This is a genomic window from Streptomyces sp. AC550_RSS872, assembly GCF_019049285.1.
Lineage (GTDB): Bacteria > Actinomycetota > Actinomycetes > Streptomycetales > Streptomycetaceae > Streptomyces.
In genome coordinates this window covers 25,471-39,882 of the sequence record NZ_JAGMUL010000019.1, presented here as the reverse complement: position 1 = coordinate 39,882, position 14,412 = coordinate 25,471, and the positions used below count along the sequence as shown (strand labels likewise).

12 protein-coding genes are annotated in these 14,412 nt (G+C 70.4%); 8 read left to right on the top strand and 4 right to left on the bottom strand.

The annotated features are described in order from the left end of the window. Positions 1-28: 28 nt before the first annotated feature. Positions 29-511, top strand: a complete 483-nt coding sequence (locus tag KUM44_RS45210; RefSeq protein WP_254389258.1) for a hypothetical protein — start codon at positions 29-31, stop codon at positions 509-511. Between the two features lie 147 nt (positions 512-658). Then, positions 659-865 (top strand): hypothetical protein, encoded by a 207-nt coding sequence (locus KUM44_RS45205; RefSeq protein ID WP_254389257.1) that lies wholly within the window; start codon positions 659-661, stop codon positions 863-865. A 63-nt stretch (positions 866-928) separates the two neighbouring features. On the opposite strand, the gene pepN is transcribed toward KUM44_RS45205, so the two are convergent. Next, on the bottom strand, positions 929-3,505 hold the full coding sequence (gene pepN / locus KUM44_RS08800; protein ID WP_217207226.1) for an aminopeptidase N: 2,577 nt from the start codon (positions 3,503-3,505) through the stop codon (positions 929-931). 161 nt (positions 3,506-3,666) lie between these two features. Here pepN and KUM44_RS08795 point away from each other — a divergent pair, with 161 nt between their 5' ends. Both KUM44_RS08795 and KUM44_RS08790 read left to right on the top strand, forming a co-directional pair. Beyond that, positions 3,667-3,897 (top strand): ribbon-helix-helix domain-containing protein, encoded by a 231-nt coding sequence (locus KUM44_RS08795; protein WP_217207225.1) that lies wholly within the window; start codon positions 3,667-3,669, stop codon positions 3,895-3,897. Further along, entirely contained in the window at positions 3,884-4,231 is a 348-nt protein-coding gene (locus KUM44_RS08790; RefSeq protein ID WP_217207224.1) for a type II toxin-antitoxin system PemK/MazF family toxin, read from the top strand. Before KUM44_RS08795 ends, KUM44_RS08790 begins: the two co-directional genes overlap by 14 nt. Before the next feature lie 57 nt (positions 4,232-4,288). On the opposite strand, the gene KUM44_RS08785 is transcribed toward KUM44_RS08790, so the two are convergent. Beyond that, positions 4,289-5,305 carry an aspartate-semialdehyde dehydrogenase gene (locus KUM44_RS08785; protein WP_217207223.1) on the bottom strand — a complete coding sequence of 339 codons (1,017 nt, stop codon included), beginning with the start codon at positions 5,303-5,305 and terminating at the stop codon, positions 4,289-4,291. 384 nt (positions 5,306-5,689) lie between these two features. Here KUM44_RS08785 and KUM44_RS08780 point away from each other — a divergent pair, with 384 nt between their 5' ends. Both KUM44_RS08780 and KUM44_RS08775 read left to right on the top strand, forming a co-directional pair. Further along, positions 5,690-6,238: an RNA polymerase sigma factor gene (locus tag KUM44_RS08780; RefSeq protein WP_217207222.1), complete on the top strand. Its 549-nt coding sequence runs from the start codon at positions 5,690-5,692 to the stop codon at positions 6,236-6,238. Between the two features lies 1 nt (position 6,239). After that, positions 6,240-6,980 carry a hypothetical protein gene (locus tag KUM44_RS08775; RefSeq protein WP_308402541.1) on the top strand — a complete coding sequence of 247 codons (741 nt, stop codon included), beginning with the start codon at positions 6,240-6,242 and terminating at the stop codon, positions 6,978-6,980. Positions 6,981-7,058: 78 nt separating this feature from the next. On the opposite strand, the gene KUM44_RS08770 is transcribed toward KUM44_RS08775, so the two are convergent. After that, positions 7,059-10,373, bottom strand: coding sequence for a S8 family serine peptidase (locus KUM44_RS08770; protein ID WP_217207221.1), 3,315 nt, complete (start codon positions 10,371-10,373; stop codon positions 7,059-7,061). A gap of 225 nt (positions 10,374-10,598) precedes the next feature. Here KUM44_RS08770 and KUM44_RS08765 point away from each other — a divergent pair, with 225 nt between their 5' ends. Continuing rightward, the gene (locus KUM44_RS08765) at positions 10,599-11,060 is read left to right on the top strand and encodes an NUDIX hydrolase (protein ID WP_217207220.1); all 462 of its coding nucleotides are present in this window, start codon (positions 10,599-10,601) and stop codon (positions 11,058-11,060) included. 245 nt (positions 11,061-11,305) lie between these two features. Next, the gene (locus KUM44_RS08760; RefSeq protein WP_217207219.1) at positions 11,306-13,081 is read left to right on the top strand and encodes a TIGR03767 family metallophosphoesterase; all 1,776 of its coding nucleotides are present in this window, start codon (positions 11,306-11,308) and stop codon (positions 13,079-13,081) included. Positions 13,082-13,270: 189 nt separating this feature from the next. On the opposite strand, the gene KUM44_RS08755 is transcribed toward KUM44_RS08760, so the two are convergent. After that, positions 13,271-14,332, bottom strand: a complete 1,062-nt coding sequence (locus KUM44_RS08755; RefSeq protein WP_217207218.1) for a hypothetical protein — start codon at positions 14,330-14,332, stop codon at positions 13,271-13,273. Positions 14,333-14,412: the final 80 nt, after the last annotated feature.

Here is a 14,412-nt window from a genome sequence, read left to right as displayed (position 1 = left end):
CACCTGGCCGCCACTGCCGGGCGATCTCATGGGGTGTTCCGTCGTTCCCGGAGCAACGGGACGGGACATCTGGCTGTCCTCCGTCAAGGCATGGACCGGGTATCACGCGCTGCGCGCCGCGAGGGCGAGAGCCGCTGGACGTGAAGACGCCGCCGAGGCGCAGTACGCCGAGGTCATCGCGTGCGACACCCGCGCGGAGTTCGATTCCGCTCTCGCCGGGGCGACGAGCCTCGTCGACGCGCTGGCGCGGGAGCTGCGCGTCATCGCCGAGCTCCCCGGCGCCGACGCCCTCCAGCCGCCGGCCCCTCCGCTCAACGCTCCTGGCGTCGTCTGCGCACCCAGATCGCTGGAACTCGAGCCGTACCTTCGCGTCCTGCGATGGTTCCTCGACGACGGTGAGACCTACGGGGCCTCGGCTTCCCCGACCAGCTCGATGCCCTCGGTCCCCTTTCCGCGATCCTCGGCGGAGCGAAGGACAAGTTGGCGGCGGCCCTCGACAAGGCCGCGGTGAGGACACTGGTCGCCGTCACGGATCGGCGCATCATCGCGACCAGGACCAACGCATTCCTTGAGCAGGGCGAGATTCGTCAGGACATCCCGATCGACCAAGTGCGATATGTATGTACGAGCAGCGACCGCACGGGACAGAAACGCGCGCTTGGCGATCGACCTCATCACGCGCGACGAGAACATCCGGTGGCTCTTCCGCGCTGACATCGACAACACCCAAGTGGACGCGCTCGCCGCCGTGCTGGCCGAGTCGATGACGATCCCGGACGCTGAACGCGATGAGCTCCAGCGACGGCGCCACGCCCCCGTCAAGGACGAGACGCTGATCGGCCGAGCGCTGGACGCGCCGCACTGATATGGGCGAGGGCGCCCGGCGGAACCGCACCGGGCGCCCTCGTCGACGTACGGACTACGACCGTTACTGCTCCGCAGCCGCGTCCGCGGACTGGGCCTTCAGCGCCCGTTCCACGCCCGCCCGGGACTCCGAGACCAGGCGTCGCAGGGCCGCGTTCGGCTCGGCGGCGGACAGCCAGGTGTCCGTCTTGCGCAGGGTCTCGTCGGAGACCTGGATCGTCGGGTAAAGGCCGACGGCGATCTGCTGGGCGATCTCGTGGGAGCGGGCGTCCCAGATGTCCTTGACCACCTCGAAGAACCTGTCCGCGTACGGGGCGAGGAGCTCGCGCTGGTCGGTCTGGACGAAGCCGCCGATGACCGCTTCCTGGAGGGCGTTCGGGAGCTTGTCGGAGTCGATGACCGACGACCAGGCCTCGGCCTTGGCCTCGGGGGTCGGGCGGGCGGCGCGGGCCGTGGCGGCGTGGCGCTCGCCGGCCGCCGTCCTGTCCCGCTCGTACTCGCCGGCGATCTCCGTCTCGTCGAAGCGGCCCACGGCCGCCAGGCGCTCCACGAACGCCCAGCGCAGCTCCGTGTCGACGGCCAGCCCTTCGACCGACTGGGAGCCGTCCAACAGGGCCTCCAGCAGGTCCAGCTGCTCCGGCGTACGGGCCGTCGCCGCGAACGCCCGCGCCCACGCCAGCTGGTGGTCGCTGCCCGCCTCGGCGGACCGCAGATGGGCCAGCGTGGCGTCCGTCCAGCGGGTCAGCAGGGCATCACGGGCGGCCGGGGCGGCGTACAGCTCGATGGCCAGCTTCACCTGACGGTGCAGCGACTGCACGACACCGATGTCGGACTCCTTGCCGATGCCCGACAGGACCAGCGAGAGGTAGTCGCGGGTGGCGAGCTCCGCGTCGCGCGTCATGTCCCAGGACGACGCCCAGCACAGGGCCCGGGGCAGGGACGCCTCGAAGTCGCCGAGGTGCTCGGTGACGAAGGCGAGGGACTTCTCGTCCAGGCGGACCTTCGCGTACGACAGGTCGTCGTCGTTCAGGAGGACCACGTCCGGGCGGCGGGTGCCCGACAGCTGCGGTACGGCGGTCAGTTCGCCGTCGACGTCGAGCTCGACGCGCTCGGCGCGCACCAGCTTGCCGGAGGCCTCGTCCAGGTCGTACAGGCCGACCGCGATGCGGTGCGGGCGCAGGGTCGGCTCGCCCTTCGCGCCGGTCGGCAGCGCCGGGGCCTCCTGACGGATCGCGAAGGACGTGATGACGCCGTCGGCGTCCGTCTCGATCTCGGGGCGCAGGACGTTGATGCCCGCCGTCTCCAGCCACTGCTTCGACCAGGTCTTCAGGTCACGGCCGGAGGTCTCCTCCAGGGCGCCCAGCAGGTCGGACAGGCGCGTGTTGCCGAAGGCGTGGCGCTTGAAGTACGCCTGCACGCCCCGGAAGAACTCGTCCTCGCCGACGTAGGCGACGAGCTGCTTGAGGACGGAGGCGCCCTTGGCGTAGGTGATGCCGTCGAAGTTGACGAGCACGTCGTCCAGGTCGCGGATCTCCGCCATGATCGGGTGGGTGGACGGCAGCTGGTCCTGGCGGTACGCCCACGTCTTCATCTGGTTGGCGAAGGTGGTCCACGAGTGCGGCCAGCGCGACTCGGGCGCGTACGCCTGGCAGGCGGCCTCCGCGTAGGTGGCGAACGACTCGTTCAGCCACAGGTCGTTCCACCACTCCATGGTGACCAGGTCGCCGAACCACATGTGGGCCAGCTCGTGCAGGATCGTGGCGGCACGCTGCTCGTACGCGGCGTCGGTGACCTTCGACCGGAAGACGTACTGGTCCCGGATGGTGACCGCGCCGGCGTTCTCCATCGCGCCCGCGTTGAACTCCGGCACGAACAGCTGGTCGTACTTCTTGAACGGGTACGCGTAGTCGAACTTCTCCTGGAACCAGTCGAAGCCCTGCCGGGTCACCTCGAAGATGGCGTCCGAGTCGAGGTACTCGGCGAGCGACGGCCGGCAGTAGATGCCGAGCGGGACGGACTGGCCGTCCTTCTCGTAGACGCTGTGCACGGAGTGGTACGGGCCGACGATCAGCGCGGTGATGTACGTCGAGATACGCGGCGTCGGCTCGAAGGACCAGACGTTGTCCTTCGGTTCCGGGGTGGGCGAGTTGGAGATCACCGTCCAGCCCTCCGGGGCCTTCACGGTGAACTGGAAGGTGGCCTTCAGGTCGGGCTGCTCGAAGGACGCGAAGACGCGGCGGGCGTCCGGGACCTCGAACTGGGTGTAGAGGTAGGCCTGCTGGTCGACCGGGTCGACGAACCGGTGCAGGCCCTCGCCCGTGTTGGTGTACGCGCAGTCGGCGACGACCCGCAGGACGTTGCGGCCCTCCAGCAGGCCCGGCAGGGCGATCCTGGAGTCCTTGAAGACCTCGTCGGCGTCGAGCGGATCGCCGTTGAGGGTCACCTCGTGGACGGTCGGTGCCACGAGGTCGATGAAGGAGTCGGCGCCGTTCTCGGTGACGTCGAAGCGCACCGTGGTCACGGACCTGTAGGTGCCGCCCTCCTGCGCGCCGGAGAGGTCGAGATCGATCTCGTACGAGTCAACGGTGAGCAGCTTCGCCCGCTGCTGCGCCTCTTCGCGAGTCAGGTTTGTGCCAGGCACGCGGTCATCTCCTCGATATGTGTGGGTTGCGCCATCCTTCCACGGGAGCTGCGCGGAGCGCGATGGGCGTTTACCGCCGTGGGCACGAGGTAGGCAAGGGGTGGCACCAGGTAGTAGTACCGTTGGTAGCCAGATGGGTCATACCCTGTTATCGTAAGGGTATGAAGATCAGTGTGAGCCTGCCGCAGGAGGATGTGACCTTCGTTGACGAGTACGCCACGCGTACCGATGCCGAGTCCCGATCAGCCGTGATACATGCCGCCATCGAGCTGCTCAGGCAGGCGCAGTTGGTGCAGGAGTACACGGAGGCGTTCGCCGAGTGGGATGCGAGTGAGGACGCCGCCCTCTGGGACCGGACGAGCGGAGACGGGATCACCGATGAGACGTGGTGACATCTACATGGTGGACCTGGAGCCGGCCCGAGGCAGCGAGGCCAACAAGGTCAGACCTGCCGTGATCGTGTCCAACGACGGCGCCAACGAATCGGTCGAGCGGAACGATCGAGGTGTCATCAGCGTCGTGCCGCTGACTTCGAACACCACTCGGATCCTGTCGTTCCAGGTCTTCTTGCGCGCCGACGAGAGCCGTCTGCCCAAGGACTCCAAGGTGCAGTGTGAGCAGGTGCGTGCCGTCGCACCGCAGCGTCTGCTGCAACGGGTCGGTGTGGTCCCTCGACAGCGCATGGCTGATATCGACGTAGCGCTACGGCGGCATCTGGCGCTCTGAACACGTGAAGGGGCGCCCACATTCACCGGGGGCGCCCCTTCCTCGTTCGTACGGGCGTCAGCCCTTCAGCTCCGCCGCCACCAGCTCCGCGATCTGCACGGCGTTCAGCGCCGCGCCCTTGCGGAGGTTGTCGTTGGAGAGGAACAGGGCGAGGCCGTGCTCGACGGTCTCGTCCTGGCGGATGCGGCCGACGTAGGACGGGTCCTGGCCCGCCGCCTGGAGCGGGGTCGGGACGTCGGTGAGGGCCACGCCGGGGGCGCCGGCCAGGACCTCCTTGGCGCGCTCCACGCTGATCGGGCGGGCGAAGCGGGCGTTGACCTGGAGGGAGTGGCCGGCGAAGACCGGGACGCGCACGCAGGTGCCGGAGACCTTCAGCTCGGGGATCTCCAGGATCTTGCGGGACTCGTGGCGGAGCTTCTGCTCCTCGTCGGTCTCGTTCAGGCCGTCGTCCACGATGGAGCCGGCCATCGGCAGGACGTTGTACGCGATCGGCGCGACGTACTTGTTCGGCTCGGGGAACTCCGCCGCCGAACCGTCGTGCGTCAGCTTGGGCGCGTCGTCGCCGACCTTCTTGATCTGCTCGAACAGTTCGTCGACGCCGGCCAGACCGGAGCCGGAGACCGCCTGGTAGGTGGCGACGACCAGCGCCTCGAGGCCCGCCTCGGCGTGCAGCGGCCGCAGGACCGGCATCGCGGCCATCGTCGTGCAGTTCGGGTTGGCGATGATGCCCTTGGGGCGGTCGGCGATGGCGTGCGGGTTGACCTCGGAGACCACCAGCGGGACCTCGGGGTCGCGGCGCCAGGCCGAGGAGTTGTCGATCACGACGGCGCCCTGGGAGGCGACCTTCGGCGCCAGCGCCTTGGAGGTCGAGCCGCCCGCCGAGAACAGGACGATGTCCAGGCCGCTGTAGTCGGCCGTCGTCGCGTCCTCCACGGTCACGCCGTCCAGGAGCGTCCCCGCCGAGCGGGCCGAGGCGAACAGGCGCAGCTCGGTGACCGGGAAGTCCCGCTCCTTGAGGATCCTGCGCATGACCGTGCCGACCTGACCGGTGGCTCCGACGATTCCGACCCTCACGGCGACTCCTTCTACGTGATCTGCGTGGCTTGTCTGTGTCTGCTGCATGGCCGAGGCGTTTCCATCATGCGGTCAGCCTTGGTCCGCCTGTCCAATCGTTTGACCGGGATGACCGAACAGTGGAACACCCCGGACCCCGGCCCGAGCTGCGGTTCTGCGGCCCACACAGGGGCTGAGCTGGAGAAATTCACCCCACGGCGGCCCCGCACCGCAAGCTCGCCTGCCCGCCCACGACCGGGCTACGCGGCGGTGTGACGTACGCCTCTGTGCCCATCTCTCCATACGGCTGTGTGCAGCGGCGGGACGTCCCCGGAAATTCCGCCGGCCGAAGCCGAACGTTTCGGCCCCTCCCGGCGTCACAGTCACCACACGGCGAGGGGAGGGGTGGCTGTGCTGCGCAGAAAGGCCCGCCGCGACCAGGGGGGCGGTGCCGTCCAGGACGTACTGGACGATCCGCTGGACGCGGCCCAGGAACGTCGGGTGCGGGCGGTGCTCGCGCTGGGCGGGGTGCCGCAGGCGGACCTGCTGGACGGGGTACAGCAGGTCCGCCTGCGGCTGCTGGAGCGGGCCGCGAGCGGTCGTGAGGCGCCGCGGGACGTGTCGGCGTGGGCGGCGGTCGTCGCCTCCAACCTCGCCATGGACTGGCACCGGGCCAAGAAGCGCCAGGAGCGGCTCGGGGAGCGTCTCGCCTCCCTGCACCAGCCGGTCCACCCCTCGGGCGAGGAGACCAGCCTGCTCTCCCTCGCCGTCGCCCAGGGCCTGGACGAGCTGCCCGACGCCCAGCGTCAGGTCCTCGTCCTGCGCTTCTTCGCCGACCTGCCGGTCCGCGGCATCGCCGAGGAGCTCGGCATCCCGGAGGGCACGGTCAAGAGCAGGCTGCACACGGCGGTACGGGCCCTGCGCGCCCGCCTGCACGAGGACGAGGTGGTGTGACGTGACCGCCGAGAACGAAGGCCGTACCCGCGCTGACGCGCTGATGGCCGCGATCACCGACGAACCGCTGACGGACGCGGCACGCGCCGACGCCGCCTTCATGGCGGAGCACCGCTCGGCCGCCGCCGACGTGGCGCTGCTGCGGGAACAGCTGGGGATCATCGGGCACGCGCTCGCCGAGCCGACGGCACCACCGGCGCCCGAGCCGGAGCCCGCCCCCGCCCCGGTCCGGGTACGACAGCCCTCCCGCGCCCGGCGCCGCGTGTTCGCCGTGGCCTACGGCGGGCTCGCGGTGGCCGCCGCGGCGTCCGTGCTGACGGGGCTGGGCTGGCTGCTGACCCAGGGCGAGGGCGCCCGGTCCGACGCCGGTGCCGCCGCCGACGAGCAGGCCTCCGAGGCCAGCGGCGGCGGCAATGCCTTCGGCAGCCCTGACTACCTCGCCTGCTCCCGCCTGGTCGCCGAGGGCAGGGCCACCTCGGTGGAGCGGCTGCCCGGCACGACGTCCCTGCGCGTCACCCTGTACATGACCCGCTACTACAAGCCGGACAAGGGCGAGCGGGAGCTGACCTTCGTGGTCGACGAGAGCCTCGTCCCGGGCCTGCGCGTGGGCGACCCGGTCCTCCTCGGCATCCCCCAGGGCGCCCGCCGGCCCGACTTCTGGGCCGTCGGCGAGCAGGACATCGCCCCCGAACGGGCCTGGATCACCGCCTCGCTGGCCGAGGCGGGCAAGCTCACCTGCTGAACGGCACGGGCCGGGCGCGGTGAACGACAAGGGCGGGCGCCCATTCGGACGCCCGCCCCCACCGCCGTACTCGACGAGCTACGGCGTGACCTTCTCGATCTTCACGTTGCCCAGGCCCGCGGCCGTGCCGCGCGCGTTCAGCAGCCGGACCTGGCCGAAGAACTCACGGCCCTCCGGCGCCGCCGCCGCGGCGGTGACGCTGCCCGCGACCGTGGCCGTGTCACCCGTGCCGAGCTTCACCGGCGCCGACTCCTCGACCGTGACGCTGCCGAGCGCGGCGGAGTAGAACACGTCCAGGTAGTCGTACGCCGTCGAGCCGGCCGGCACCGAGTAGCCGACGACCTCGATGCTGTACTTCCCGGCCGCGGGCTTCGCGACCGAGACCGACTCCTCCGAGTCACCGTCGGCGGAGCTGCCGACCTCGGTGCCGGCCGCGTCCTTGACGACCAGGTCGAGGTCGGCGGCCGCGTCGGAGACGTTGCCGATGGAGACGTCCAGGGAGGTGGCGCCCTCGGGCACCTCGACCGTGGTGGTCTGCGTGTCGCCCTCGGCGATGGTCGGACGTGCGCTCTTGGACGAGCCGAGCGGGCCGCCGGCCAGCTTGCCGTCGAGGGCGGCGTAGTTGTTGGTCACCTTCCAGGAGACGGCGGCCGGGGTGCCGACCTTGGCCTCGGACAGGGTCACGGTCTCCGGGTCGAAGGCCGCGCCCAGCACGGTGACGTCCAGCTTGAACGGGTTGTCGAGCAGCGGCGACGTACGGCGCGACTCGACCTCGATCTCCCAGACGCCCGGCTGCGGGTCGGCGTAGGAACGCACGTCCGGCTTGCAGCCGTTGCCGCCCTGGTAGTTGTTGTAGCAGTTCGGCGTGCCGGTCGGGTCGGACGGCGTGCCGTGCGGGTGGATGGCGATGAACCGGGTCTGGCTCTTGTCCTTCAGCCCGCCGATCGCGACCTCCAGCGACTTCGCGCCCTCGGGGACGGTCACGAAGTACGACTTGGTGCTGTTGCGCTGCACCGAACCGGACGCCGCGTACGTGTACTTCAGCGGCGCCGAGACCACGACCGTGTTGAGGACCTGCTGGTCGATGCCCTCGGTGCGCGGGTCGTCGACCTCCAGGATGGCGCTCTTGATGCCGGCCGAGGACGGCTTGGCGGCGACCTTGACGGTGACCGGCTTGTTCAGGCCGAGGCTGATCTCGTCGGAGCCGACGATGCGGAAGGTGCCCCCGGCGTTGTTCTCCAGGTGCAGCTCGTGCCGGATCGCCTTGTCCGCGCCGGACGTACGCGTGAGCGTGATGTCGTACGTCTTCTTCTGCCCGGCCTTGAGGCCGCCCTCGCGGTCGTAGACGCCCGTGCCGTAGCCAGGGGTCTTCAGGAACTGGTCGATCGCGGTGTCGACCGGCGCCTTGACCGTGTACTCATGGGCGGTGGCGCCGTCACGGATCGACTCCCAGGCGTCCGGGATGTTGATGAGGCCGACACCCTCCTCGTACGCCTGCACACCCTTGATGTGGTCGGCGGTCGAGGTCAGCGCGGTGCGCAGCTTCGCCGGCGTGAGGTCGATGCCCTTCTGCTTGGCGGCCGACAGGAGCAGCGCGCTCGCGCCCGCCGCCTGCGGGGACGCCATCGAGGTGCCCTGGAGCATGCCGTAGCCGGCCGGCAGCGAGTAGCCCGCCTCGGCGACCGGGGCGCCCGGCAGCCAGGTCTGGATGGTGTTGATCGCGGCGCCCGGCGCGGACAGCGTCGGGGTGAAGCCGCCGTCCTCACGCGGACCGCGCGAGGAGAACGGCATCATCGCGTACTTCTTCTCCACGACGGAGCCGTAGTTGGCGGCCCAGGTCTCCTTGGAGACGGTCGCTCCGACCGAGATGACCTTGCTCGCCAGGGCCGGGTCGCCGATGGTGTTGGCACCGGGGCCGGAGTTGCCGGCCGAGATCACCAGCTGCACGCCGTAGGTGTCGATGAGACGCGTGTACAGCTCGGCGCGGGCGTTGTTGCCGTCGTTCAGCGCCGGGAGACCGCCGATGGACATGTTGACGATGTCGACGCCACGGTTGACGACGAGGTCGATCATGCCCTCGGTGAGCGCGACGTTGGTGCAGCCGCCGGTCCAGGTGCAGGCACGGGAGGCGACGAGCTTCGCGCCCGGCGCCGCGCCGTTCATCTTCCCGCCGAACAGGCCTTTCGCGGCGGTGATGCCGGCGACGTGCGTGCCGTGCTCGGACTCGATGACGCCGATGTTGACGAAGTCGCGCTTCTGGCCGGCCCAGTCGCCGCCCAGCGGGTCCATCGGGACGTCCTTGCGGATCTCCACGACGAACGGCTGGCGCTCGGCGACGTCCGTGGCCGGGTTGTCGGTGCCGAAGTACCCGATCTGGTAGCCGTCCTTGTACGGCTTCATCGGGGTGTCGTCACCGAAGTCGAAGTTGTTGTTCAGGTCGACCCGGACGGTGCCGTTCGCGGCGTCGTAGAGGACGCCCCAGGAGTCGGTCTTGTCGCCGTCACGGTTGGCGTCGCCCGCCGCGTCGCCCCCCGTGGTGTACGACTCCAGGAAGGTGCTCACCTGGTAGGAGCCGGCGGGCGCGGTCCAGGTCTTGCCGCCGTAGGTGAAGGTGGGCCCGGAGACGGAGGTCACCATCGGGCGCCAGGTGCGGTCGTTGTCCACTATCGGGTCGGTCGCGGTGACCCAGTCGACGATCTTGCGCTCACCCGTGGTGGTCTTCTGGAGCGCCGGGTGGGCGAGGTCGATGCCGGAGTCGAGGATGCCGATGGTGATGCCGCGGCCGTCCGCCTTCGGGTGGTCCTCGACGAAGTCGACGGCGCCCGTCTCGAAGGACGGGTTGTACGGGTTCTCGGCCGGGGTCTTCTTGCCGGGGGCCGGATACGCGCTCGCGGCGCCCGTCGCCCTGGCCGCGCTGTTCGAGCCCTGCGAGCCCTTCGCGTCGACGACCGGGTCGTCCAGGGGTATCTCCTCGCGCAGGTCGATGCCGTGCACCGAGGAGAGCTTCGTGGCGGCGGCGATGGCCGAGTCGGCCTTGCCGGTGGGGACGGTGGCCCGGACATAGCCGAGCTTGTCGTACGTACGGCCCACAGAGCCGACCGCGTCCAGCTGCCCGGCGACCTTCTCGGTCTGGCCGGGCGCGGTCGCGATCATCATCGTGACGTTCTTGTCGCCGTCGGCCTTCGCCTCGGCGAGCAGGTCGGCGTCGTCCGAACCGAGCTTGTCGTGCGCGGACTTGACGCTCGGGTCCGTCGCCGCGGGGGCGGGGTCCGCGGCCATGGCCATGGGTATCGGCCCGGCCGCGGAGAGCGCCGCGACGAGACCGACGGCCACGGCTGTGCGGGCCGCGCGTCTCGGACCCGGCTTCGGTTCGCGCTGGGGGTTGAGGGTCATCGGCATCCCTTGTTGGTAAAGGAGCATGGTCCGTCCGGTATGTGATCCCGGACGACCGCACAGCCTGACGCAAGGGAAGGATGTTTGGGAAGAGTTGACCGAATCGCAATGGAGGGATGGGGGAAACCCCCTATGCAATTGGGGTGTGAGGGATGAAAGACCCAAGTCGCCCGCAAGCCGAAAATTCGCCTGCGCCGGTGCGCCCCGCCCGTCTAACGTCCGTACGTGCGGAAGAAGTTGAGGGTGGCGGCCTACGCCATTTGCGTACGTGACGGACAACTACTCCTCGCGCGGTCCCCGGCACCCGGCGGCGGCTTCGAGTGGGTGCTGCCGGGCGGCGGCATGGAGCACGGTGAGGATCCCTACGACACGGTCGTGCGGGAGGTGGAGGAGGAGACCGGCTACCTCGTCGAACCGACCGGCCTGCTCGGCATCGACTCCTCCCGCCACGCGTTCCCGAGCGGCCGCCTCGGCCGCCCCGTCGACCACCACGGTGTACGGCTCGTCTACGAGGTCCGGATCACGGGCGGCGACCTGCGCTACGAGGCCAACGGCTCGACCGACATGGCCGCCTGGCATCCCCTGGCCGAGGTGACGGCCCTGACCTGCGTCTCCATGGTCGACAAGGGGCTGTCGCTGTGGCGCGAGCGGCCGGCGGCGGGGCGGATCGGAGCCGCCGCGCTCTAGGCGCCGCGAAATAGCTTCCCTACCCCGAAAGATGAACACGGAGTGACGGCGTCCCGGCCGTTCGAGGAGCGGCCGCGGACGCGGAAGGTAGTCCAAGATCCACGTACGGTGATCGGCGCTGCCCGTTGCAGTCGTGTTCATGTGCAGGTCATCCCCGCTGCCAACGATCCACAGTGAGCGGGAGGTTCGCTTCGGTGACCGCCCGCGACCACTGCCGACGCGTTCGCACTCGGGGAGATCGCGCCATGTCGCGCATACGCTCTGTCGCCAGCTCCGCGCTGGGGGTCCACCGCCGTACCCTGCTCGCCGCCACCGGAGCGGTGACCCTCTCCGCGGGCGTCGGCTACGCCCTGCGCCCCACCGACAGTGAGGCCGCCACCACCGCGAGCCCCGCGAGCGTGCCGGACGCCGCCGCCGAGGCCCCCGTCGGTGCCCCCCGCAAGGCGCCGGCCGCCCTCGCGCCGTACACCCGGGGCACCACCGTCGCCTCGGTCGCCACCCCGACCGGCAGCTCCGGCTACCGCCGCCTCGGCGACGGTCCCGGCTGGGAGCGGGTCGTCCGCGAGAACCTGGCGGCGGCCAAGGCGGGGCGCGAGAATCGCCGTACGGCACTCGCCGCCTTCGTCCAGCTCACCGATCTGCACGTGATCGACGCCCAGCACCCGCTCCGCCTGGAGTACCTGCGTGCCACGGACGTGCACGCCTGGCGGCCGCAGGAGGCGCTGACCGTGCCGGGCGCGGTCGCGCTCGTCGAGCGGATCAACGCGCTGCGGGGCGCCCCCGTCACCGGCGCCCCGCTCCACTTCGCCATGACCACCGGCGACAACACGGACAACAACTGCAAGTCCGAGCTGGAGTGGTTCCTGACGGTGATGAGCGGGGGCCGCGTCACCCCGAACACAGGCGACCCGCGGCACTACGAGGGCGTGCAGAACAGCGGCCTCAAGCTGTACTGGCAGGCCGACGACGGTGTCCGCGACGCCGACAAGGAGCTCGGCTTCCCGCACATCGAGGGCTACCTCGCCGCCGCGATCCGCGAGCTGCGCAGCCCCGGCCTGAACATCCCCTGGTATTCGACGGTCGGCAACCACGACGCGATGCCGCTCGGCACGTACGCCTCGCACGCCGACTCCTACCTCACCGACCTCGCCGTCGGCGGCAAGAAGCTGATGAACGTGCCGGCCGCCGACGCCAAGAAGCTCCAGGACTCCCTCAAGCAGGACAAGGACCCGAGGGGCACCGTCTTCAAGGACTTCCTCAAGGCCCACGCCCGCTCGATGCGCTCGGTGACGCCGGACGAGAGCCGCGCCCCGTTCACGCCGAAGGAGTACATCCACGCCCACCTGGACCCGGCGCACCGCGGCCACGGCCCGGTCGGCCACGGCTACTCGACGGCCAACCTGGACGCCGGCACCCAGTACTACAGCTTCCGGATCGCCGACGACGTCATCGGCATCAGCCTCGACACCACCGACCCGGGCGGCCACTTCGCAGGGTCCATCGGGTCGGCGCAGTTCGCGTGGCTGGACCGGACGCTGCGGGAGAACAAGGACTCGTACGCGATCGTCTTCAGCCATCACACCAGCGGGACGATGGACAACCTGCGCCGTGACCCGGCACGCCCGCGCGAGCGGCGCGTGGGCGGCGCCGAGGTGCTCCAGCTCCTCGGCAGCCACCGCAACGTTCTGGCCTGGGTGAACGGCCACATCCACAAGAACGTCATCACCCCGCACTCCGGCTCCGGCGGCCGCTCCTTCTGGGAGATCTCCACCGCCTCCCACGTCGACTTCCCCCAACTCGCCCGGATCATCGAGGTGGTGGACAACAAGGACGGCACGCTCTCCCTGTTCACCACCCTGATCGAGTCCTCGGCCCCGCACCGCGCCAGCTTCACCGACCACTCCCAGACGGGCCTGGCCGCCCTCTACCGCGAGCTGTCCCTCAACGCGCCGGGCGCGAGCACGAAGCTGGCGGGGCAGCGGAAGGACCGCAATACGGAGCTGGTGCTGAAGAAGGGCTGAAGCACGCTCAACTGCCGCAGTCCGCCGCAGTCCGCCGCAGCCCAGCAGCCGCGCCTGTTCTCGGTCGCCTTCAACTTCAACGGCGACTGGTCGGGGGATCCGGCAGCGGTGACGACATGAGGAGGGGCCGCCGGCACCAGGCCGCGGCGGCCCCTCCTCTCCCCTCCTGATGCTGCGCCCGGTCCGTCACTACCGCGGCAGCACCACGACATACGCGGCCGGATCGCGGTCCGCCGCGGCCATCAGCGCCGTACGGACCACCGCCGCCTGCTGCTCCATCGCGTCCCGGAGCTTCTTCGGGGTGATGTGGACGACCGTGATGCCGAGTCGCTCCAGATGCTCGCGCTTGCGGGCGTACTCGGACCAGAGGGCGTCGTCGTCCTGCCGATGGCCTTGGCGCGGGGCGCGGGTGTCCAGCTCCAGGGCCACCGCCTGGTCCGGCCAGTAGGCGTCCAGGCCGCCGAGGTGGGGTCCGCCGGGCAGGCGCAGGTCGACGTTCCAGACGGGGTCGGGCAGGCTGTGGACGTGGACCATCTCGTACAGGCGGTCCTCCGCGATGGCGCGGCCCTCGGCGAGCAGGGAGTCCACCGCGTCCACCACGTGCGGGCGGGACAGGAGCTTGGCCTGGTTCAACTCCCGTACCACCGAGGACGGTTCGCAGTGACCTCCGCGTACGGCCTCGGTCAGCAGGCGGCGCACGGCGCCCGCGTCCGTCAGTTCGGCGACCGCGTCGGCGAGGGCGCGGGGGACCGGGGCCACGGGCAGGCCCGTCACCTGCTGGGGGGTGGGGAGCGCGGGGGTGCGCAGGACGCGGGCGCAGCCGGTGGAGCGCAGCCGGCGCATGCGCGGGACCAGGACGTCGATGGTGTCCAGGGCGGTCAGCGGCGGCGTGGCGGAGAAGCCGTGCAGGGTGAGGGCCGCGAGGCCCGTGATCACTGCGTCGGGGTAGGCGGGGGCGGTGTGTTCCTCGTCCGGGTTCGGTTGGGACGGCACCCCGGGCGACCGTTCCCGTGCCGCGTACATCAGCACCGCGTGCAGGCGCTCCTCGCTGGTCGGCGGGCCGGGGTGGAGCAGCAGGACACCGGGGAGGATCTGCTGCCAGGGGCCGCCGGGGCGGCACTGCTCGTTCATCTCGGCGGCCGCCACGCCGTGCGACTTCAGCTGCGCGGCCGTCATGACACGGCGGAGCACCTCGGAGAGGTGACGAAGGGGGCGGGGGGAGAGCGGGGGGAGTGGGGTGTTGTGGTTCATGACCCGGAGGTTCCCGCGTCTTGTCGGCTCTTTAACCGCTGTTACACGCCCGTCGACAAACACGGACAACCCGGCACTAA